18 protein-coding genes and 1 tRNA gene are annotated in these 20,757 nt (G+C 51.7%); 4 read left to right on the forward strand and 15 right to left on the reverse strand.

Going from position 1 to position 20,757, the window contains the following annotated elements; all coding sequences use genetic code 11:
- Nucleotides 1-16 precede the first annotated feature (16 nt).
- The 8 genes from flgG to LN244_RS14065 form a co-directional block, all read right to left on the reverse strand.
- On the reverse strand, nt 17-802 hold the full coding sequence (flgG, locus tag LN244_RS14030; RefSeq protein ID WP_239040399.1) for a flagellar basal-body rod protein FlgG: 786 nt from the start codon (nt 800-802) through the stop codon (nt 17-19).
- Between the two features lie 22 nt (nt 803-824).
- Nucleotides 825-1,568: a flagellar basal-body rod protein FlgF gene (gene flgF / locus LN244_RS14035; protein WP_239040400.1), complete on the reverse strand. Its 744-nt coding sequence runs from the start codon at nt 1,566-1,568 to the stop codon at nt 825-827.
- 121 nt (nt 1,569-1,689) lie between these two features.
- On the reverse strand, nt 1,690-3,801 hold the full coding sequence (locus tag LN244_RS14040) for a flagellar hook-basal body complex protein (RefSeq protein WP_239040401.1): 2,112 nt from the start codon (nt 3,799-3,801) through the stop codon (nt 1,690-1,692).
- A gap of 13 nt (nt 3,802-3,814) precedes the next feature.
- Nucleotides 3,815-4,498 carry a flagellar hook capping FlgD N-terminal domain-containing protein gene (locus tag LN244_RS14045; RefSeq protein ID WP_239040402.1) on the reverse strand — a complete coding sequence of 228 codons (684 nt, stop codon included), beginning with the start codon at nt 4,496-4,498 and terminating at the stop codon, nt 3,815-3,817.
- A 22-nt stretch (nt 4,499-4,520) separates the two neighbouring features.
- Nucleotides 4,521-4,955, reverse strand: a complete 435-nt coding sequence (gene flgC, locus LN244_RS14050; protein ID WP_239040403.1) for a flagellar basal body rod protein FlgC — start codon at nt 4,953-4,955, stop codon at nt 4,521-4,523.
- A gap of 2 nt (nt 4,956-4,957) precedes the next feature.
- The gene (gene flgB, locus LN244_RS14055) at nt 4,958-5,356 is read right to left on the reverse strand and encodes a flagellar basal body rod protein FlgB (protein WP_239040404.1); all 399 of its coding nucleotides are present in this window, start codon (nt 5,354-5,356) and stop codon (nt 4,958-4,960) included.
- Between the two features lie 212 nt (nt 5,357-5,568).
- Nucleotides 5,569-6,408, reverse strand: a complete 840-nt coding sequence (locus tag LN244_RS14060; RefSeq protein ID WP_239040405.1) for a CheR family methyltransferase — start codon at nt 6,406-6,408, stop codon at nt 5,569-5,571.
- Nucleotides 6,409-6,422: 14 nt separating this feature from the next.
- Complete coding sequence (locus LN244_RS14065; RefSeq protein ID WP_239040406.1) at nt 6,423-7,364, reverse strand: chemotaxis protein CheV; 942 nt, start codon at nt 7,362-7,364, stop codon at nt 6,423-6,425.
- A gap of 65 nt (nt 7,365-7,429) precedes the next feature.
- Between LN244_RS14065 and flgA the strand changes: the two genes are divergently transcribed.
- The 4 genes from flgA (at nt 7,430) to LN244_RS14085 (ending at nt 9,205) form a co-directional block, all read left to right on the forward strand.
- Nucleotides 7,430-8,134, forward strand: coding sequence for a flagellar basal body P-ring formation chaperone FlgA (gene flgA / locus LN244_RS14070; protein WP_239040407.1), 705 nt, complete (start codon nt 7,430-7,432; stop codon nt 8,132-8,134).
- 129 nt (nt 8,135-8,263) lie between these two features.
- Entirely contained in the window at nt 8,264-8,578 is a 315-nt protein-coding gene (gene flgM / locus LN244_RS14075) for a flagellar biosynthesis anti-sigma factor FlgM (protein WP_239040408.1), read from the forward strand.
- 8 nt (nt 8,579-8,586) lie between these two features.
- Entirely contained in the window at nt 8,587-9,084 is a 498-nt protein-coding gene (gene flgN, locus LN244_RS14080; protein WP_239040409.1) for a flagellar protein FlgN, read from the forward strand.
- 44 nt (nt 9,085-9,128) lie between these two features.
- Nucleotides 9,129-9,205, forward strand: a tRNA-Arg gene (locus LN244_RS14085).
- 169 nt (nt 9,206-9,374) lie between these two features.
- Here LN244_RS14085 and LN244_RS14090 read toward each other — a convergent pair.
- From LN244_RS14090 to LN244_RS14120, 7 genes are all read right to left on the reverse strand, one after another.
- Nucleotides 9,375-10,319, reverse strand: coding sequence for an IS481 family transposase (locus tag LN244_RS14090; protein ID WP_239040410.1), 945 nt, complete (start codon nt 10,317-10,319; stop codon nt 9,375-9,377).
- Nucleotides 10,320-10,553: 234 nt separating this feature from the next.
- Nucleotides 10,554-10,988: a hypothetical protein gene (locus LN244_RS14095; protein WP_239040411.1), complete on the reverse strand. Its 435-nt coding sequence runs from the start codon at nt 10,986-10,988 to the stop codon at nt 10,554-10,556.
- The gene (locus LN244_RS14100; protein ID WP_239040412.1) at nt 10,951-11,904 is read right to left on the reverse strand and encodes an integrase domain-containing protein; all 954 of its coding nucleotides are present in this window, start codon (nt 11,902-11,904) and stop codon (nt 10,951-10,953) included. Before LN244_RS14100 ends, LN244_RS14095 begins: the two co-directional genes overlap by 38 nt.
- A gap of 1,279 nt (nt 11,905-13,183) precedes the next feature.
- On the reverse strand, nt 13,184-15,235 hold the full coding sequence (gene brxL, locus LN244_RS14105) for a protease Lon-related BREX system protein BrxL (RefSeq protein WP_239040413.1): 2,052 nt from the start codon (nt 15,233-15,235) through the stop codon (nt 13,184-13,186).
- A 13-nt stretch (nt 15,236-15,248) separates the two neighbouring features.
- The gene (gene pglZ, locus LN244_RS14110; protein WP_239040414.1) at nt 15,249-17,876 is read right to left on the reverse strand and encodes a BREX-1 system phosphatase PglZ type A; all 2,628 of its coding nucleotides are present in this window, start codon (nt 17,874-17,876) and stop codon (nt 15,249-15,251) included.
- Between the two features lie 54 nt (nt 17,877-17,930).
- Complete coding sequence (locus LN244_RS14115; RefSeq protein ID WP_239040415.1) at nt 17,931-18,866, reverse strand: NYN domain-containing protein; 936 nt, start codon at nt 18,864-18,866, stop codon at nt 17,931-17,933.
- 129 nt (nt 18,867-18,995) lie between these two features.
- Nucleotides 18,996-20,696 (reverse strand): 3'-5' exonuclease, encoded by a 1,701-nt coding sequence (locus LN244_RS14120; RefSeq protein WP_239040416.1) that lies wholly within the window; start codon nt 20,694-20,696, stop codon nt 18,996-18,998.
- Between the last annotated feature and the right edge of the window lie 61 nt (nt 20,697-20,757).

Raw genomic sequence — 20,757 nt, forward strand, 5'->3', positions numbered from 1 at the left:
TCCTCTGTTCAGCTCATCAAAGCTGCTGGCTGACATAGCCCAGCATCTCATCAGCGGTCGAAATCACCTTTGAGTTCATTTCATACGCACGCTGGGTGGTGATCATGTCGACCAGCTCTTCAACCGCGTTGACGTTTGAACCTTCCAGCATACCCTGTTTAAGGATGCCACGCCCTTCTTCACCAGGTACACCGATCAGTGGCGCCCCGCTGGCAGCCGTTTCGGTAAACAGGTTCTGACCAATCGCCTGAAGGCCCTGCGGATTGACAAAATCAGCCAGCTCCAGCTGACCAAGTTCTACCGGGGCGGGATCACCCGCAACGGTAACGGTCACTGTACCGTCACCACCGACTGAAAAGTTGGTCACTTCTCCCGGCAAGGTAATCGCTGGCTCGACCGGGTAACCCTCGGCGGTTACCAGACGGTTTTCGCCATCCAGATGCAGCTCGCCATTACGGGTATAGCCAATTTCGCCACTGGGCATCTGAATCTGCAGAAAACCGCGTCCATTGATAGCCAGATCAAACGGCTGATCCGTGATCTGCATGTCACCATTGAAGAACAGCTTCTGCGTCGCAACCGTGCGCACACCACTGCCCAGCTGCAAACCTGAGGGCAGCTGTGAATCCTCACCGGTCGCAGCGCCGGGCTGACGACGGGTCTGGTATAACAGGTCTTCGAACTCCAGCCGGTCCTTTTTGAAACCCACCGTACTCACGTTGGCCAGGTTGTTGGAAATGACCTTGAGCTGCGTATCCTGAGCGCTCAGACCGGTTTTGGCGACATGCAAGGCACCATGCATCGTTGAAACTCCTTAAACGTTATCAGCTCATCTGCAGAATTTTGGCGGCGGCAGAGGAGTTCTCTTCCGCGGTTTTCATCATTTTGACCTGCATCTCAAACTGTCGAGAGAGGCTGATCATCGCCGTCAGATCGGAAACCGCATTGACGTTACTGGCTTCCAGATAGCCCGAGCGCACCTGCACATCCAATGCCGGCGGCAGCGGGACGTCATTATCGGTATGCATGAAGCCATCCTGCCCCTTGAACAGTTGCCCGGGTTGTGGACGTACCAGTTTGATCTGGTCAACCAGTGCCAGCTCAGCAGCATTCTCACCCAGCGGACGAATGGTGATGGTACCGTCAGTGGCAATCTCTATTTTTTCGGCCGGTGGCAACACGATCGGAATACCACCGTTGCCCATGACCGGCAAACCACTGCCCGTTACCAGCTGGTTAGCGGCATTGATCTGCAGCGCTCCATTGCGGGTGTACACTTCCTTGCCGTCCGGTCCGATGACCGTGAGCCAGCCTTCACCATCGACCGCAACATCAAGATCACGGCCGGTCTGCATCAGAGTGCCGCTTTCCAGGTTTGTGCCTGGACGTTCACTCATTGAGTACACCCGCGACTCATGACCATCACCCAGCACCCGCATGGCACGGGCCTGCTCAAGATCACTCTTGAAAGCGGTCGTGGTCGCATTTGCCAGATTGTTGGCATGAGCCTGTTGGGCGCGCATATTTTCGCGAGCGCCCGTCATGGCCACATAGAGAACCTTGTCCATTAACTACTCCGGTAAAGGATTGCCGTTCTTGGGGCTATAGCTGATACAAAGCAAACCTCATGCCAGAAAACAAAAAACCGGGCAGATGCCCGGTTTTGGATAGCGTGAAGAACGTCGCTGATCAGATCTGCAGAATCGCCTGCGTCACGGTATTCAGCGTTTCCAGTGTCTTGGAGTTGGCCTGGAAGTTACGCTGCCCTTCGATGAGCTTCACCAGCTCAGCCGACAGATCCACGTTAGACTGCTCCAGAGCTGCAGAACGTAGCGTACCATTCAAACCCGTACCAGGCGGGTTCACAATGGCATTGCCCGAAGCAAGGGTCGAGATCCACTCGGTGTTACCACTCGGCTGCAGGCCATCCTGGTTTTCAAAGGTCGCGACCGCAACCAGTCCCAGGTTGGCACGCTGGCCGTTACTGTAGCTGGCGACCATTTCACCGGTTTCGGCGAAGCTGACCCCGATCAAATCCCCTTTTGTATAACCGTCCTGAGACTGACTTTTAACAATCGACTCGGAGGCAAACTGACTGGAACCGGAAATATCCAGCTGGATACCTGCCAGCTGGTCCACATCAGACTCCAATATCGTATCCTCAGGATTCGCTGGATCCGCCCCAAGAATTGTTACCCTCGGCGCTAGCCCGCTGGAACCCACATCCTCCCCGTTAACCGCCTCCAGAATACCCGTTGTCGAGTTGAAGTTAATCATAATGGGGCCCACTTCCGAGCTGGACGGGCTGTTTGAACCCGGATCTGGCGCTTTGCCCAGGTTCAGCTGTTCAGTATCATTCAAGAACGCATAGGCTCTGTAAGCCCCTACAAAGGAATTGTCACCCTTATTGGTTTCCCATGCATACTGGGTCATTGTTGTAATGTTGTTGTTGCGAAAGAATAAAGCATCGCCCGAGTTGATAGAGACCCCAACAAACGGCTGATCACCTGTTTCAGCTTTCCAAGTGATCTCGATACGCGGCTCACCATCATTGATGAACTCTACCGTTTCGATATCCGGGTTAAGATCCTTGATCGCCTGTTCAGCGCCATCAATCAGTTCACCAAAGCCCTGCACACTGGTTTCTGCAGGTACGACAATCTCTTTACCACTGATGTTGATAATCGTTTCATTCGGTAGCCCTGTCGCATCATTAAAGACACTGGCGTCCAAGTAGATTGATTGAACTTCATTTGCATCACGCTCCGAATCCTGCGTCGCCAACTCTGTTGTCAACGGCGTACCGCCAGCGGTAGCAATAGGGTCTCCATATTGTGAGTATTCGGCGTTCAATTCGAAAACCAAACGACCATTGGCATCATCATAATAAACAGAATTCGGATCAATCCGAGGATCACCGTCCACTGGATCAGCCAATCTAGCCTTGGCATCCGTGGTTAACGGAATGTAGGCATTCCCTCCTATATCCCTTTTCACCGCTGATAGGTCAAACTCCAAATCAGCACCCGCACCGAACGTCAGTCCGGACAACTCCATCTGCTGCGCGCCTGAAGGATAAGAGAACGAAGCAGGAGTTACTGGTACGGTAGATGTATCTTCAGGAGTATAAGTGGCACCCGCCATCTCATAGGCATACACCTCTCGCACCGGGCGCTGTTCAGCAAAATAGAAGCGTATGCTGTGTTCGTTACCCAGGCTATCGAATGTCCCCACAGTCGTGGAGTAGGTATAGGAGCCCGGATCAGTCTTGCTGAACACTCGGCTGAGATCAGAAGCGTCCTTGTTGTCATTGATGTTAAACGACAGACCGATGCGTTCGGTGGCCTTGGGCGGGCTTTCCTTCTCGGACACTGCCAGATTCTGGATCGGCAGCTGGTTACCCAGAGCATCCAGACCGTAGCCCTGCAGATACTTGCCGTTCTTGCTGACAATATTGCCTTCCTTGTCCAGCTCGAAAGCACCGGCACGGGTGTAGGTGATGTTGCCCTGGCCATCATCCAGCATGAAGAAACCGGAACCGTTGATCGCCAGGTCCAGGTTACTGTTGGTGAATTCGATGGTGCCACCACTGAAGTCCTGGGCGATATCGGTGACCGTCACACCAGACCCCGGAGTATTGGATGAACCCGCCCCAACAACAGCGGTAGCATAGATGTCACCAAACTCGGTACGAGAAGACTTGAAGCCTACGGTACTGGAGTTGGCGATATTGTTACCGGCCACATCCAGCAGCGTCGTGGATGCTTTCAGACCGGTGACGGCCGTATTAAAACCTGCCATTGGTTTACCTCACTTAACCGAGCTGTTTCACTTCACTCATATCAATGGAACCGATATTGGTGTTCACCTTCATTCCAATACCGTTCTGACCGAGCGTGACACTGTTAATATTGAATCCCATATAGGTCGCCACCTCTTCATAGGTGCCGTCCACACCACTGGCCGCTTCAGCCACGATGCGGTAGTTACCGGCAGGCAGGTTTTCATTGGCCTGCCAAACGAAGTTGTGATCACCTGGCGGCATGGCACCCATGCTGACCCTGTCGACACGGTTGCCTGCTCCGTCGTAAATGGAAATGCGGATATCACTGGAGCTGGCCTTTGTTGATACCAACCCATCAACCGTTCCTCCCGTCTGGGGCAACTGCGCGATGTTGGTATTCACGAATGCTCGCTGCCCAACCATGGAAGACGCCTGTAGAGCGGCCTGACTGCTGATCAGCGTGCTGCTCATGCTCTCCATGGTGCTGGCCAGATTCTGAATGCTCTCCACGTTGCTGAGCGTCGACATCTGCTGCATGAAATCAGAGGTGTCGGCAGGACTGGTTGGGTCCTGGTTCTGCAGCTGGGCAATCAACAGCTTCATGAACATTTCCCGGTCCTCAGACATACCGTCTGTCTTGGTGGACTGATTTTTGTTCAGCTGGTTGATCTGGTCATAAACGTTGTTATTGCCGACGCCGTTTACATTACTCATGGCGCACTCCTCTCAACTGCTATCACTGCCCCAGCGTAAGCGTACGCTGCAGCATCTGTTTAGCTGTGTTCATAATATCGGCGTTGATCTGGAAGGAACGAGAAGCCGAGATCATGTCGGCCATCTCCTCTACCACGTTGACATTCGGGTACCAGACATAGCCGTTTTCGTCTGCCATCGGATGATTGGGTTCATAAGCCATGCGCAATGGGGCGTCACTCTCAACGATCTGATCCACCTGGACACCCTGACCGGGCACCAGTGAACGATACGCCTCCGGCAGCTGCTCAGGTTCGATCGACTTGACCGAGAACACCGGCTTGCGGGCACGGTAGGTTTCACCCTCACTGGAACTGACGCTTTCCGCGTTAGCCAGGTTACTGGCGGTGGTATTCAGGCGCACGGTCTGCGCAGTCATGGCAGAGCCTGAAATGTTGAAGACGTTACTCAGTGACATGCTTATTCACCCTTGATTGCGCGAGTCAGGCCCTGAAATTTGCTGTTCAGGAACTGGAAAGACGCCTGGTAGCGAATGGCGTTATCGGTGTAACGGGCCATTTCTTCCTGCAGCTCAACTGTATTGCCATCGACAGACGGCTGATGCGGCGTACGGAACAACAGGTCAGCTGCCATATCAGGCTCCAGGTACTCGCTCTGATGCGTGGACTCGGTGCGCTCCATGGGCAGCTCAAACTCACGACCCTGACCCGCCAGAATGGCGGCAAAATCCAGATCACGCGCCTTGTAGTTGGGGGTGTCGGCATTGGCAATATTATTGGCCAGCACTTCAGCACGACGGGCACGCAGTGCCAGCGCATCATCGTGAACTCCCAGTGCTGCATCAAAACTGATTGCCATATACATCCCCTACTATGCGTGAACAGTTTACTTCGCTACGCATGTATGGATGCAATTCATATGCCAGTATTAGAGAAGTGCGGTAATACCTGGGACAGAGAGGATTACGATGAACAGAAAGCCCGGCAAAGCAGGAAGAAGCGGCAACCGTATACCGGATGAAGCGGCAAGGCATGACCATGCTTTGCCGCTTCAGCGAATGTTATACAGCGTCAAATGGCCTGGTAAATAATGCCGGGACGGCAGTGAATCATTTTGTAGAGATCGGACAGACCGGACAGTGACTCGGAGGCACCCAGCAACAGGTAACCACCTGGCTTCAGCTGGCGGTGCATCTTGCGCAGGATTTCGAGCTTCACGTCGGATGAAAAATAGATCAGCACATTACGACAGAAAATCAGGTCGAATTGACCCAAAGTGTTGTATGGCCCCAGCAGGTTCAGGCTCTGAAACCGGACACGGCTTTTGATCTTGTCATTAATAGCCCAACTGCCGCTGGGCAGCGAACGGAAATACTTGTGCAGACGATCCTGTGACAGCCCTCGCCCCAGCGCCAGCATTTCGTACTCACCCCGGCGGGCCTGCGCCAGCACAGTCGATGAGATATCGGTTGCCAGAATTTCCTCACCGGACGAAAACGCCCCCGGATTGGCTTGTTTGAATTCTTCGATGATCATGCTGACCGAATAAGGCTCCTGCCCAGTCGAACAGGCAGCAGACCAGATCCGCAGCTTCTGGAAACGACTGCCGTTCTTAAGTTCAGGCAGCAGTCGATCTCTGAGAATTTCGTAGGGGTGGATATCACGAAACCAAAGCGTTTCGTTGGTGGTCATGGCATCGATCACCTGCTCCTTAAGAGCACCACCCCCCGGGCGATTGAGACGGGTCACCAAGTCCTTCAGGCTTTTGCAGTCCTGTTGTTGCATGATCTTGCCAAGTCGGCTTTGCACCAGATATTGCTTGTGCTCTGCCAGCAGAATCCCGCAACTTTTTTCCAGAAAGCCGCTAAATTCCCGAAACTCCTCCGACGTGATACTAAAGCCGTTAGTCACCCAGCAATGCTCCTTTAACCCTGGTGATCAACCTGTCGCATGCGATTGACCACGACACCGGCCAATTCATTGGGGTTGAACTTGGCCAAAAAGCCATCTGCACCGACCTTTTTGACCATAGAAACGTTGAAGCCACCACTGAGGGATGTGTGCAACACAACATGCAGGCCGGACATGCGCTTATCTTCGCGAATCATTGAAGTCAGGGTATAACCATCCATTTCCGGCATCTCGATATCGGAGATCACCATCAGGAACAGCTCTTCAACATCGATATCCTTGCTCAAAAGCTCTTTCAGCAGATCCAGCGCCTGACGGCCATTATTGGCCACCGACACCTTCACGCCGAGATCCTCGAGACTACGCTGCATCTGTTTGCGCGCTACAGCCGAGTCATCCACGATCAGCACATTGTACTCACGCGCCCTCTCGCGCTCTTCATTGGTGGCCACATCATCACTGATATCCGTCGACATCGGATAAAGGTCAGCCAGGATCTGTTCAACATCGAGAATTTCAACCAGCTTTTTCTCATACTCGAAAACAGCTGTCAGATAGTTCTCGTTGCCGATCTCCTTGGGTGGCGCCATGATCTGGTCCCACTGAGTATTCAGGATACGATCGACCTTACGCACCATGAATGCCAGTGTACGGCGGTTGTATTCAGCTACAATCAGGAACGCCTTGGGCTGATCTTCTTCAGGTATTGGCCGACGGCCAATTGCTTCCGACAGATCAAGCACCGGAATGGTTTCGCCCCGAATATGGGCCATCCCCTTGATAGCCGATGTTTGCCGCGGCACTTCGGTCAATTCGGGACATTGCAGCACCTCGCGCACCTTGAAGACGTTGATGCCGTATTTCTGACTGCTTTCCAGCCCGAACAGCAGCAGCTCCAAACGGTTCTGCCCCACCATCTGCGTACGCAGGTTTACAGTATCCAGGATCCCTGACATGATCTAAACAACCCCGAGGTCACTAACGATGAGTTCATCCCGGCCTTATATGCCAGGACGCCCGCGTGAATAAACATACTTTAACATCTGTTGCCGCTGTTTTTGCCATAACTTGTGCATTATTTCACTCCTTTTCGGCAAGAGCTGACAATCCTTCGACCCAGATCACGCAACAGGTAACTGATGCCATTAAACAACACTTTGGTGAAAAAGTACCAGACAGCCGTGTCGAGGTGCAGCTGAACCCAATTAGCTCGCAACTGAATTTCCCTCCATGCGGACACCCCTTGAACGTCAACCTGCCTTTTAGCAGCGGCTCTCGCATCACAGCCAAGGTCGGATGCTCTCAGCCGCGCTGGAGCCTCTTCGTGACCGGACAGGTTCAGGTTTTCAAGCCTGTGGTCATGGCTGCCACACCTATAGTCAAAGGCAGCCAAATTCGAGCTTCCATGTTGCAACTGCAGGAGCGGGACGTAACTTCGCTCGGAGGTGACTACTTCCAACGCCAACAGGATGTGAGCGGGCGCATGGCCCGTATCAACATCAGCACCGACACCGTCATTACTCCACGCATGCTAACTCTAGCCCATGCAGTGGATCGCGGCGACCCGGTCATCATTGAAGCACGACGCGGCAGTGTTCTGATCAGAACCGAAGGCACCGCTCAGGATCAGGGACGCATTGGTGACACTATTGACGTGACCAACAATCGCTCCGGCAACAGAATTCGTGCTCAAGTCACTGGCCCAGGCAGGGTTCAGGTACCCTGACCTAAGATTCGCGGCAACTCCGGCTTTCCGATATAATGAAAACAATTGTTGATCACTGACAAAAAACCTTAAAGTTTCAGTCAATGCGACCGATACCTTTGCATAGAACTGATTGCGAGGTAATTCAAAATGGCTATCGATTTTCCCGGCCTATCGTCCGTTCAAACGGCTGGTAACCGCGGCAAAGTCACCGAGCAGGCCGCTGACAAGGCTCCGCGTACGGACACCCCTGCCGCACAAAACACTCAGCCAGCGCAGAGTGATACCGTGCGCATCAGCGATGCTGCTCAAGCACTGCAGCGCTCCAGCAGCTCTCAAGGCAACGCTGAAGTAGACTCGGACCGTGTTGCTCAGATCAAGGCTGCTATCGATAATGGCAGCTACAAGATCGACAACGAGCGTATCGCCGAGCGCATGCTCGATTTCGAAAAGCTTCTGGGCTGAACCACTGAATGACTGCACCGCTCTCCCCCGAGATTACCAACCAGCTTGGTGGCCTGATTGTTCAGGGCATCAAGCTGTTGCAGCAACTGCAAGAGCTTCTGGAGACAGAACTGGACGCTCTGAAAAGTCGGGATCTTGAAGCACTGGAGCAAAGCAATCGCGACAAGCATGAGTGCCTGCTGGCATTTGATCGCAGCATTCGTGAGCGAAATGCCCTGCTCGACCAGTTGCAGATTGGCCATGATCGAGATTCAGTGCTGGCATTAATCGCCCAGGCGCCACAGCCGGATAGCGGTCGGCTGAATAATGGCTGGCACAAGCTGGAGTCTGCCCTGGAAAAGGTCAAGTTGCTCAACCAGCGCAATGAACAGGTGCTGGTCCGCAACAAACAGAACGCAGATCAGCTGCTGGCCCTCCTTCAAGGACATGCCAAGGGCAATACCATTTATGACCAGAGAGGCGACAAGGGTCGTTATGAAGGTCAACGCAGTCTTGGCAAAGCCTAGTCAAAACATCGTCTTGAAGTTAGAATCCTTTCCGTTTTCTCAGCGCCTCAGTAGCTCAGTTGTATAGAGCAGCCCCCTCCTAAGGGGCAGGTCGCAGGTTAGAGTCCTGCCTGGGGCGCCATTTATTTCAAAGACTTACGTGACATACGTTCTCTCAGACAGCTCGAAATTCGCACTAAAATACCCAGCGGCCCACCAAGCGGCCCACCACTTGGCACGTGCTTAACCTTAGCCATTACTCTGTGTTGTTTATGCAAATGGAGATTCAAGCGTATGATTAGGTGTGAATACTAAACACCTTGTTCACGCAGCTTCGGTATTCGAGACACCGGCGGTAGATTTCCGATACTGCCATGAGGGCGCTGTTTATTGTAGTGGTTGATCCAGTCTGTCAGCGCCCAGGCCCTTGATATGTCGTTTGCGTAGGGCACTGCATATGCCCACTCCCTGATCATTGTTTGTATAAATCGCTCCGCCTTGCCGTTCGTTCTGGGCGTGTATGGGCGCGTGTATACATGCTTGATCCCTTCCCGTTGTAAAACTGCATTGAACCGACGGGAACGATAGGCTGGACCGTTATCGGTCATCAGGCGTTTCACCTCTACACCTATTCCGCGGTAGGCCGCTAGAGCGTTTTCCAAAAAGCGCGTTGTGGTGCCTTGCTGCTCATCTGGTAGTACCCGGGCAAACGCCCAGCGGCTGTGATCATCAATACAGATATGAACGCACTCATAACCCGCACCTCGGGTATTCTGGCGACGGTTGTTTGTCACGCGGTGGCCGGGCCTGTCGAAGCGAGGCAGCTTCTTGATATCCATATGCAGCATGTCACCCGGCGCGGGGTGTTCGTAGCGCTGCGCAGGTTGCACCGGCTCCAGGTGTGAGGCTCGATTGAGCTTAAGTCGGCGCAGTACAGCTGTCACTGTGGAGTAAGCCAGACTCAGTGCCTGTGCGATCTGCTTGGCAGTCCACTTGAGTGTCAGGCGCATCTTCTGAATCAGCTCAACCCACTGTTTCGGCATCTGCCTCGGTGAGGCGTGGGGACGGCTGGATGCTGACTCAAGACCAGCCTCACCTGCCTCTCGATAACGAGCAATCCACTTGTACACAGTGTGCGTGCTGATACCAAAAGTGCTGGCAATGTCTCGCACCGGCTGCCGCTTACGGAGGGCTCGATCAACGATCAGGGCTCGAATATGAGGCGTAGTTCGGGCATTCTTGTGAGGGTTGTTCATGTCGGTTGTTCTGTGCTGTTTGTTTGGCGATAACCAGCATCTCGAACTTAACCGGCGTGAACAACCTCCTTAGCACCCACAATTAGGTTGCAAATCCCCCGCTTGGCTGTTTGACGAGTGATGAGGAATCTGTCAGGTAATTACCATCACTGTACATACTGTTACTGTACATACCGAAGGTGAAATAGCCTTCCATGGCTACATTTGAGAGCTATGAGTCCTGATATTTTTCTATCAGTACATACGTTTGGACTTACGTACTGCGAACGCACTTGGCCTACCGCCCTTGGATTCAGTCTTGGCAATGTCCAGAATATGCAACCAATGCTCTTTCCCAAGTGCCGTAATCATCAGCCTCATCGTTCGGATATAGTCCCGCTTTGTTGATTCTGCATAACCCTTCAGGAACTCATTTTTAACCCACATAAAGTGTTTGCACTTCAGCTGCCACTCAAATTTAATTTTTGGATAGCGAGCTTCAATTGCCTCCAAGATTCGCTGTTTACGGGCTTCATGTTTTTGGACAGTAACAGGCTCGGCACTAACTTTCTTTTTCACTCCGTCAACTGTTTTAGTAACATGAACATCCTTAATATTGTTTGCCAGCTTTTTGATAACCATATATACCCTTTTATCCAACATAGGCTCGTGCAATACCAATTCGGTCATGGCCTGCAGCTTGTGCTACCGCCTCATATCCCTGCCGAAGTAACTTTTCGTTTTCCAGTGTAGATTTGTCACGAACAGGAGCCCTTAATCCTGTCACTGCTTCAAACAGCTCAACCATAAAATATGTCCTCACTTCACGAATATTTACAATTCCGTACTCTTTCAGAAAATTACGCATGCGTTTTACAACTGTATTCACAAATCCAATCAAACTTTCATTGGTTGCTAACAGATTCTTGGACTCTTTCGCTCTGACTGAAATTGCATATTCAAGGGCTTCTTTTCCTTCTGGCGTAACACGAATCAATCGATCAGGTGATTTCCTACCCCCTTTGGTACCGTCAATAACATTCACAAAACCAGTTTTCTGGTATTCATTCCACCAACGGTCCAGATCAGCCAAAATACCCTCACGTAGGCGAAGACCAAAAAATCGGATCAGTTTCAGTAGTGCGACTGCTCGTCGTTCACTTCTTGCCTCCATGATCTCAATCGCCTCATTAATCGAGGCATCATTCATATCCGGGGTCTTTTTTCGGACATATGAACGCGAAGCAAAGTAATCAGATGCGGTGATTTTTATAGCCTCATCACGGCGAAAGGCTTGCATCACTACATTGAACGAGCTGACCAGATTGTGTGCATAACTCAAACTGATGTGTCCAGCATCAAGCAGACTGGTCAAGTGTTGAGCATAGGCCTCAGCATGCTCAACACCAACATTACGCACATCGTTGATGCCATGCTGCTTCAGAAATTTGAAAAACTTTCTGAATCGACTTACGTGCGCAGCTCTGGTTTTGTAGTGCCCGCCACCGTAATACAGGTTCAGCACAACAGCCACTGCAAACATAATAGTTCTACCAAGCCCAAAGTTGGGCTTCTGATAACGTTTACGCTTGTTGTTACTAGCCATAAAAAAACTCCAAATAATGAAAAAAGTGTGATTTGTGCGCCAAATGTCTGGTCCAAACCTGGGGGACGGCCATAACACTCGCGCACTGTCGCCGTCCCCCGTCATAGACCAGTAAGTGGGAGCCCCAACTATCGGGGCAGCGGCAACGCGTCGAATCACACACGACAATTTCTCCTCATCTAAATGTGTATATCGAATGTTCCCCCATACACATGCGGGGTGAGGCTGATGCTGCTACGCCAGCAGACATCAGTAGGAGGGCCAGAGCCATATTCCGAGACGCCACCTCGGACATACCCGCCTGGTAGCAGGCAAAACCGTAGTTTAGTCCGGGTTTAGTCTTGACAGGTTTTCTGGAGGGCACGTACTACCTAGCTTACAGCCCATTAACTCAGCTCATCTCATTTCCAGCGACTACTGAAAAAAAAGTTGTTGGCAGCCGTTAGGACGGGCTGGTCAGAGTGCTGTCTTCAAGACAGGTACTAAAGCTTGTCCAATTTCAAATAGCTAACAGGTGGTCGCGCCAGTTACATCGCAACTGGTTCGATTGGATAGGTGGAGCGATTTGGGTTTGTACATTTTGGGCGGTCGCCCATAAGGCTTTCGGTCCAGTGTAGGGGATAGTTCAACAGATCCGCCGACTAACTGAGCGAAATTAATTTACATGTAGTGCAGACGGACTGATGTCCGGGCACTCCAAGACAGAGAGAATTTCAGTGAGGTAATTTACATTGCTGGGTGTTTAAGCAGTTCAGCTCCGCCTGCCGCTGCAGATCATGCTGCAGCGATGAACGAGAATAGGCTATCAAAGTTAGTCAGCTTGTACAAGCAAGCTTAAAGTATGCAACCTCATAAGCTATTTCGCCCGATTGATGGCAATCTCGACCCTTTTCTGACGGTTGATATCATTTTTAATAAAATCAGCAACGACAGTCTGGTCACAGGATTCGGCTGAAGCGTACAATTCACTCAACAGGTAATCATTCAGGCTGACCTCATAGAAATTCCTAAAATCTACAAGGTGCTTACCAACATCATTAGAAAAGTGTTAATCCGGACTAAAACAAAAAGCACATGGTATTTTATCCAACGTTTTCATGTATATGATAGAGCAATCGATCATGAATAATTAAGCAATCTAAACACGAATTTTTATGTAAAAGCTCAGAGATTATCATTAAATAATCCTTGAACAGGTGCGCTCACGAGATGTTAACGCTATGACCTTTCTTCCTGAATTAGCTGACCTTGGTCACTATACGCCTGCAAAGAGCCAATTTCAGTCAACCCCCAGAACTTTAAACACAGCATCAACCGGGTCCGCATAAAAGCTTGTCTGGAACTTGGTAAACAGCTCTGCCGGTATGGATGGAATATCGGCTGCACTTGTCATAGGTAGTGCCACGCGTTTGCCACCGCCATCGAATGCAACTTGCAGGCAGTCTGGAATGCTTTGTACGGGTGTTACACTGCCACCCAAGCTCATATCACCCAGCACAACCATTTGAGCCTGTGCAGGCTTACCCATTAAACCTGAAGCGAAAGCAACCAAGCTGGATAATGCCAAAGAATTTAATGGGCCAGTATTTTGAAGCTCTACCACATGCAGATGGAAATCATGCTCCATGACCTTGGCTGATCCCGAAATACGAGATGCATTGGCCTTGAAATAATCAAAGGCAATTTTGACCTGCTCTTTGGCTGCAGTGGAATTCCACAGTCCCGACGTGGCCAGTTTGCCGCTACCCTTGGTTACCTGTAGCTCCAGGCGGTATAAACCCGGCACACCCTTATTGCTCAAGCCGATGGTATGAATAAATCCAGGCTTGCCCGGGCCTTCGGGAATCAGCACCCCACCACCCTGCTCTTTGACTGTAACGAAATGCTCTTCCAGGTTTTCGTTGTCAATATAGCTGAAGTGCACGTCGTAGAATTCCATACCACCGATCTTCTTCAATTGCTCTTTCACGCGACGGCGAACCTGAAGTGCGTACTCAAGACAGGGGCGAACCTCTTCCTTGGTCAGATCATGGCTGGATCCGGCATGGGGGTATAGCAGCTTCAGCAGGCCCGATACGGTCTTCCTCACGGCAATGACATCACGTTGGTTGAGGTTGCTGCCCAGCTTGAAGAAACGATCAATGGCATCAGAGAAGCTACGTTTGCGCATCTCGCGGAAGTATTCGGCCAGGTAGTCGACGATGAGGCCGTAGCGATCGGTGAAGAACTCCGGGCGCATCTTGGGAATCTCCCAGCCGGGGATGTAGGCGTGGAAGCGATCAAAAAACGCCGAGTCGATCATGTCCTCGGGGAATGGAGCCAGCAGGTGGCTGGTTTTCAGCAAGGACTCAACAGACTGGTTAATGTTACCCACGAAGACCATGGAGGCAGATGCTTCGATCTGTTCACGGCCGCGGGCAAACGAGCCTGAGGCCATGTAGTCTTTCATGATCTGCACGCCATCCTTGTCCTTGAACCTGATACCGGCCACTTCATCAAAGGCAACCAGATCCCAGAGGCCGACCAAACCAATGCGACGGCTACTCATGTTATAGAACAGATTGGCAACCGTAGTCTGGCCGCCGGATACCAGAATGCTATTGGGCGAGCACTCCTTGTAAATATGACTTTTGCCGGTCCCGCGTGGCCCAAGTTCACAAACGTTGTAGTTGTTCTCAACAAACGGAATCATCCGTGCCAGTAGGTGCCACTGAACGTCTTTATCCAGTGTGGCGGGTTCCATGCCGGTGGAACGTATCAGGGTTTCACGCCACTGATCCGCTGTGAAATGTGAACGACCCGCGAAGAGCTCGGCCATGTTCATATTGGGCATCTGAATCGGCTTCAGTACCGTAACGCCAAACGGTGAACCTTTCTGCCCTTCTTCGTAGTAGTAGCTGAGCGTAGCAATGACCCAAATACCACCGACCAGCAGCTTCTCGAACTCTTTGACGATTCCGGCACCGATCTCGGCATTTTTGATGCCTAGGTTGCTGAAGCTGGCTTCATAGCAGTCCTTGCGCTCATTCAAGGTAACCTGTACCCGATCAATGACCTTGAAGCTTCCACGCTCTCTGATCAGCGACTTAACCTTCTCGGCTTCATCGGGCCGTACATAGTTCTCTGCAAGTACTGTTTTAACGTTCTGCAGCCCTTTCTGAATCACTTCAGGATCATCAGAAGCACAGTACATGCCCAGCAGATACTCCAGCACATATACCGGAACGTTGGCACCTTCCTTGATGAGTTTGGTCAGATCTTTACGGACCACCCTGCCGGCAAAATGCTCGTTCAGAAGCTGGTCCAGGTCTGCGTCAGTCGTCATTTCCATGTGCATGTCTCAATCAAAAGAAGTCGTCAGTAAACGCCAGGTCGATGACCACGCGGTATCGCTCAACTTCAGTGTTCAGGTCTTTGTTCTTCAGAACCAGATGGTAATCGCAGTTGCGGTCAAAGTCTGTTCCTGACAGGGAAAGTCGTACTGACTTCACGCGCTCGCTCACTGATTCCGACGTGCTATCAAATGTCACCACCTCTTCGCTGGATACCTTCTGTTCACCCTCATAAATAGCGACAGACAAGGTTACAGGCGTTACAAAGTCACTCACAGCTTCCGTCTGCATGAGGTCAAAGCGCTGGATGTTGTTCACCATTTTGAGGTTGGTCTGTGCGGAGATGACTTCAACCGGCCGGCGATCACGTCGTGCGGCCTTCTCTCCACGCAACTGGTGAACGGTCAGAACAGGCACTACGATCTCTTGTGGCATAGCACCGCCATGCACAAAACGCGCACCACCGACAAAGTGAAAACGGTTCGCACCTTTCGGGATCCAGAACTGCGTATCGCAGCTTGTACCTGCAGTGTCCCGGGTATTACCCCTCCAGGCACCGTTTGTGTCCGGCAGGGATTGAGCAATCACGTAGCGCTTCTTGGATTTGGTTAAATTGTCCGGCTTGTCGACCAGTGCGGTGCGATCTACCGCATCCAGCTTGCTGCGCTGATACAGGAAACCGTGATCCGCCGTGATCAGCACCGTACTGGTGTTGAAGTGCATCAGGATCTTGCGGCTCAGCTCGGTCAGCTCCTCGATGGCATCCTCAACCGCATCGAATGTCTCAGACTCGGTTGAGGCGCTGTCACCGCGGGCATCCACCACGTTATGGTAGACATAGACCAGCTGTTGATCCTTGAGGATTTCACGGCCCTGATCACGGGACCAGCCTTTCACATCATCGGCCGTTACTGCCATTCCATTGTGAGCCGTCAATATTTTATTACGTGCTGCCGTGTTGGCGGTGGACTGACCATCCACCAAGACATCACCACTGGTCCCATCTCGGTATTCAAGCGCCTGGTGTGGCAGCAATGAAGCCATCCCCAGTGAGGTGTAACTGGGCAGCACGCCTAACTGGCTGTGCAGTTTGGCTTCACTGTAGCGTTTGACGTTGATGCGCTCACGGAGCTCCATGGCCGCTTCGTAGCGTAAGGCATCCGAAATAATCACCACAAGGCGCTTGCTGCTGTTACGTCCCTCGAATTGGGGTTGTACCCAGCGCCGGTAAAAGTCCTGTTGGTTAGAAATGCCTGGGACACGCCATTCAGCTAAGGCCTGCTCGGATTCAACCTTCTCGCTCCAGTTGTATGCCAGACGATCCAGATACCAGTTGGCATAACAGGACTCGACCGCTTCATCCAGTTGCTTCAGCAGTTCTACATGCGCCTTCTGACTGGCCGCACAATAGTGTCGGTAATGCATGTCGAACAGATACAACTCGGACTCATACGCCTTATACAGCTGCTCAACACTGGTGTAATGGAAACCATCAGCATGCTGTTGGCGCAATGCAAACAGATCAATCGCGGCAGAAATGGCGGTATAAACAGTACGGTAGCGCCGGCGGATATCATCGTCCTTGTGACGAGAAGCCCAGTAGCCGTCGAGTCGATCTGAAATGAGCCTGGTAAACACAGCCAGCGCTGAGGGCTGTGCCTGAGGTATGGCACTGACGAGTTCAACCAGAATGCGGTTCTCTACGTCCTGGAAGGTAACTACCTGTGCCAGTGAGTCAATCGGCAGGTCACTGATACGTGACTTGATATTGAGGGCATTGGCCACCCAACCAGAGACCTTGTCATAGGCCTCGCAGTAGCGAGAGCTATCGCGCCAGCGTGACAGCATGGCACGTGAGGTCGCCCGGGCATTGGCTGTAGAGATGGCAATGCTGCGTGCCCAGTCCGGAATATCACCGATGCTTTCACAGAAACCGGTGGTAAGCAGACGGATCAGGAACTGACCAAAATTAAAGCCTGCTTCCCCATTCAGCTCCTCGGTTGAAGCCGGGTACCCCACCTCAGTCTGCAGTGCAGATACGAGTGCTGGTACCAGCTGGAATTTTTCGAGTTCTTTCAGCGAGGGCGGTGGTGTTTCAAGCCCAGCGTCCTCTTCAGCCAGCTCATCGGCCAATGTGAATAGAATCGTCGGCACATCAGAACTGAAGGCACCGATCACCACAGCAATCATGCCCAGATCGAGCATCTCTTCATCGGCATCCGGCTGGATATAGCGCTTAAGGGACTCGACACGGGCCTTGTTGCTGAAAAACTTCTCGCGTAGAGACAGGTGCTGCCTCAAGCTCTGCTGTTGCAGGCCCAGGTCGTTGAAGATCATGGAGATTCGATCAGCATGGAAGGTGCGAGAATACAGCTTCATATCCAGCAACCAGTCGTGTTCCGGTTCTGGCTCGGGACCGGGGAAGTACAGCAGGTAGCGGCCTTCAGCGTCCTCCAGCTCAAGCAAGAGCTTGGTTTCCAACGTAGATCGGTCTTCCATGTTCAGCACAGTGACATCGGGCAGATCCAACTCGGACACAGACTCCTTGAAGCTCTGCTCAGGGTCGTACCAGAACACCAAACGGTGTTGCTCATTAAAAAATGCCTGGTGCAGGCCTTGGGTCAGTTGTTGTGTATCCATAGTGTTCCGAGATCAGATCCATTGCTGTTCATGGCGCGGTGAGACTGAAGAAGGCTATTGTATCAGCTGAATTTCATTTGCTTTGCCATTCCGTTCGGCACTGCTATCGGCACTCAAGTTAGGGCGTTTGATGACTTTAAATTTAACTCTGTCACCCTTTTTGAGTACCTCTTCCCTGTGTTCCCTCACTACGTTGATTTTGTTGAAGAAATATGAGCCGTTACTGTTGTCGATGAAACCGTAATGATTAATCCAACGCGAGATCACGCCCTCTTCTTCAGGGTAAAGCTTCCCCCCAACTACGCTCGGACAGAGCGAGACAAAACATTGGCTTTTATTGCTATCGTCGACTTTGAATAGATGAGAGCTGGCCTGGACCAGCCCCTTCAGCGTTTTAAAAGAGTAGCTACGCGGGTCAAAAGCCGGGTCTATACGTTTGATGTGAGTGCCCAGAATGCCCAGGTACACGGCTTCATTGTCCTCTTGGGCTTCGTTGAAGGCCTTCAACAAAATCCGATCCAGATCCAGGTCCTCCTTGGTCTCCTCGGTATCATCTGAAGCAAAATCGAGCAAGTCGCTATAGACAAAATGATGACAGGCACGACGAAGACGTTCCGGTGTGTTTCGCTTGCCAATGCCCATCACATAAAGGCCTTTCTCGCGGATCCTGAGGGCCAAGGTATGGTAGCCACCATCCGACGATACAATACAAACGGCATCGATCCTGGGGGTATTCATGGTCAGTTCGATGGCATCCATGATCAGCGCGTGATCCGCAGCGTCCTTGCCGTAATTGAACTGATGCACCGGACGGGCACCGGTTCTATGCAGAGTCTCTTTCCAGTTTGAGTGGGCCGGCTGTGTCCAGTCGGCATACACCCGCTGAATGGCAACATCACCCTGCTTCTCCACCTCCCGGATGATTCCCGGAAAGTCTTTTGGGCTTGCGTTCTCGCCATCAACCAGTACTGCAAAAGTGTAGTTCTTCACCGTAGTCCCTTACATCACAATTTTAGGGAGCGGCCGTGTCCACTATGTCCGGGCCGCCTGCTCTGGAGGCTGGCCTCTTACTCTTCAACCAGGTTCATGGGTAAAGCCTCGCTCTGTTGATTCGTATTTTCATACCCGTTCCATCACCTCTGAGGGGACTTCATCGAAGAAGCGGCAGAAAGGGGCTGACCCAACCAACGTCACGCTCTGTTTGGCACGTGTCATTGCGACATATAGCACACGTCGCATGAGACTGATTTCCTCACCCTGATCTTCCTGAGGCATGCTCTCAAGCAGCCGCCCCGGGTACTGTGCATCATGCAACCCCATGATCACGACATGATCAAACTCCAACCCCTTAAGTTGATGAAAGGTAGTCACCACAACACCGCCACCAAAGTTACCCAATCCAGCCCCTTTAGCTCTCTTAACATTCACGCCTCGCTTTTCCAGAGCTTTCTGTGCAGGAAACAGCTGGCGGGAAAAGGGCAAAACAACGGCAACCGATGTGGAACGTAGGCGCTTGAATTTATGTGCAATCCAGTCATAGCCTTGTTCGTAGGCATGCTTAGGGGTATCCGCAAGCAAAAGCTTAACCTTGTCGCCGTTTTTGGTTGGTCGATCTGGCGAAGTGAAATCAGGGCTTTGAGTCACGTCGTTATCAGCCAGCAGGTATTCTGCCACATCCATGATCTGGCGGGTGGTGCGATGGCTTGCAGCCAATCGTTTTGACCGACCACCCTGCACCTGAATGCCCACAGATGACCAACTGAAGCTACGGCGATAGATTTTTTGCGCAAGATCGCCCGCCATACTGAGAGAAACTCGCGGAATTTTTGCAGCTATCAACAACCAGCTTTTGTCGAAATCCTGTACTTCGTCGATCATGACGTGATCGTAACGATATTCATCAGGCAGATCTCCGCCCCGCTCCATCAACGCTCTCAGTATAAGACCTGCCGGATTGTCGTAATCTTCTTGCCGGGTATTCTCAAGCCACTCTTCATAGAGCTCGAAAACACACCAGACAAAGCGCCGATCTTCCTGTGATATGCGGATAGCCGTACCCCGGCCACTACGCTCAACGGCAAGATATTCATCCAAATGCGTAATATGCTGACCAAAAAGCCAAGCGATCTCATCCCCCCACCAAGCGAGCAGTTCAGGTGACGCTTGGAAATCAAATAACCGGTGGTTCCCGACCTCGCTCTTGGCTTTTTCGATACAGGCTTTGATCTGCTCGCTGCGGACCTTGCCATCTACCCAGCCTGTGAACTCAAAACCAAGCCCTTTGGCCGCGTTACGTGCCCAATCATGAAAAGTTCTGACATCAATATCACCTTTCATGCCTGACTGGGAAAAAGCCCTTTTCACATAGGCTGAAAGCGCAGAATTGTATGTAAGGAAAAGCAGTGAGCCCTTGTTCATGGCTGACAGGATCCGGCCGGCTCTAGCTGCCAACACAGTCGTTTTTCCGCTGCCGGCCTGCCCTCGAATCAGCAGATGCATAGACGGGTCCAAATCAATGACCGCCTGCTGCTCTGGTGTAAACACAATACTCGGCTGCGCCGGCTCCATGGCTGTTACCCTTTTTCCACGCTTTGCTGTTCCTGCAGTGGAAACGGACTGGCCACCAATTCGCCATTGATAATTGCTATCAACTACCGTTTTGCCTTCGGATTTAAGCCGATACAGGATTGAATTAACATCGCTGCGATCCACATGCTTACCAAACTCCTCTGCCAAAATGGCGGCCAGCTTACGCGCCTTGATCGGCGCATGCAGTTCCAGCAACTTCAGAACCTGAGTTTCCAGAACAGACTGATCCATCACATAATCTCCAGAACTTACCCATGCCTGTTTTTCACTTAAACCAACGCAGCCAGCTCAC

The sequence above is a fragment of the Marinobacterium sediminicola genome (genome assembly GCF_022343685.1).
In the GTDB taxonomy this organism is placed as follows: Bacteria; Pseudomonadota; Gammaproteobacteria; order Pseudomonadales; family Balneatricaceae; genus Marinobacterium; species Marinobacterium sediminicola.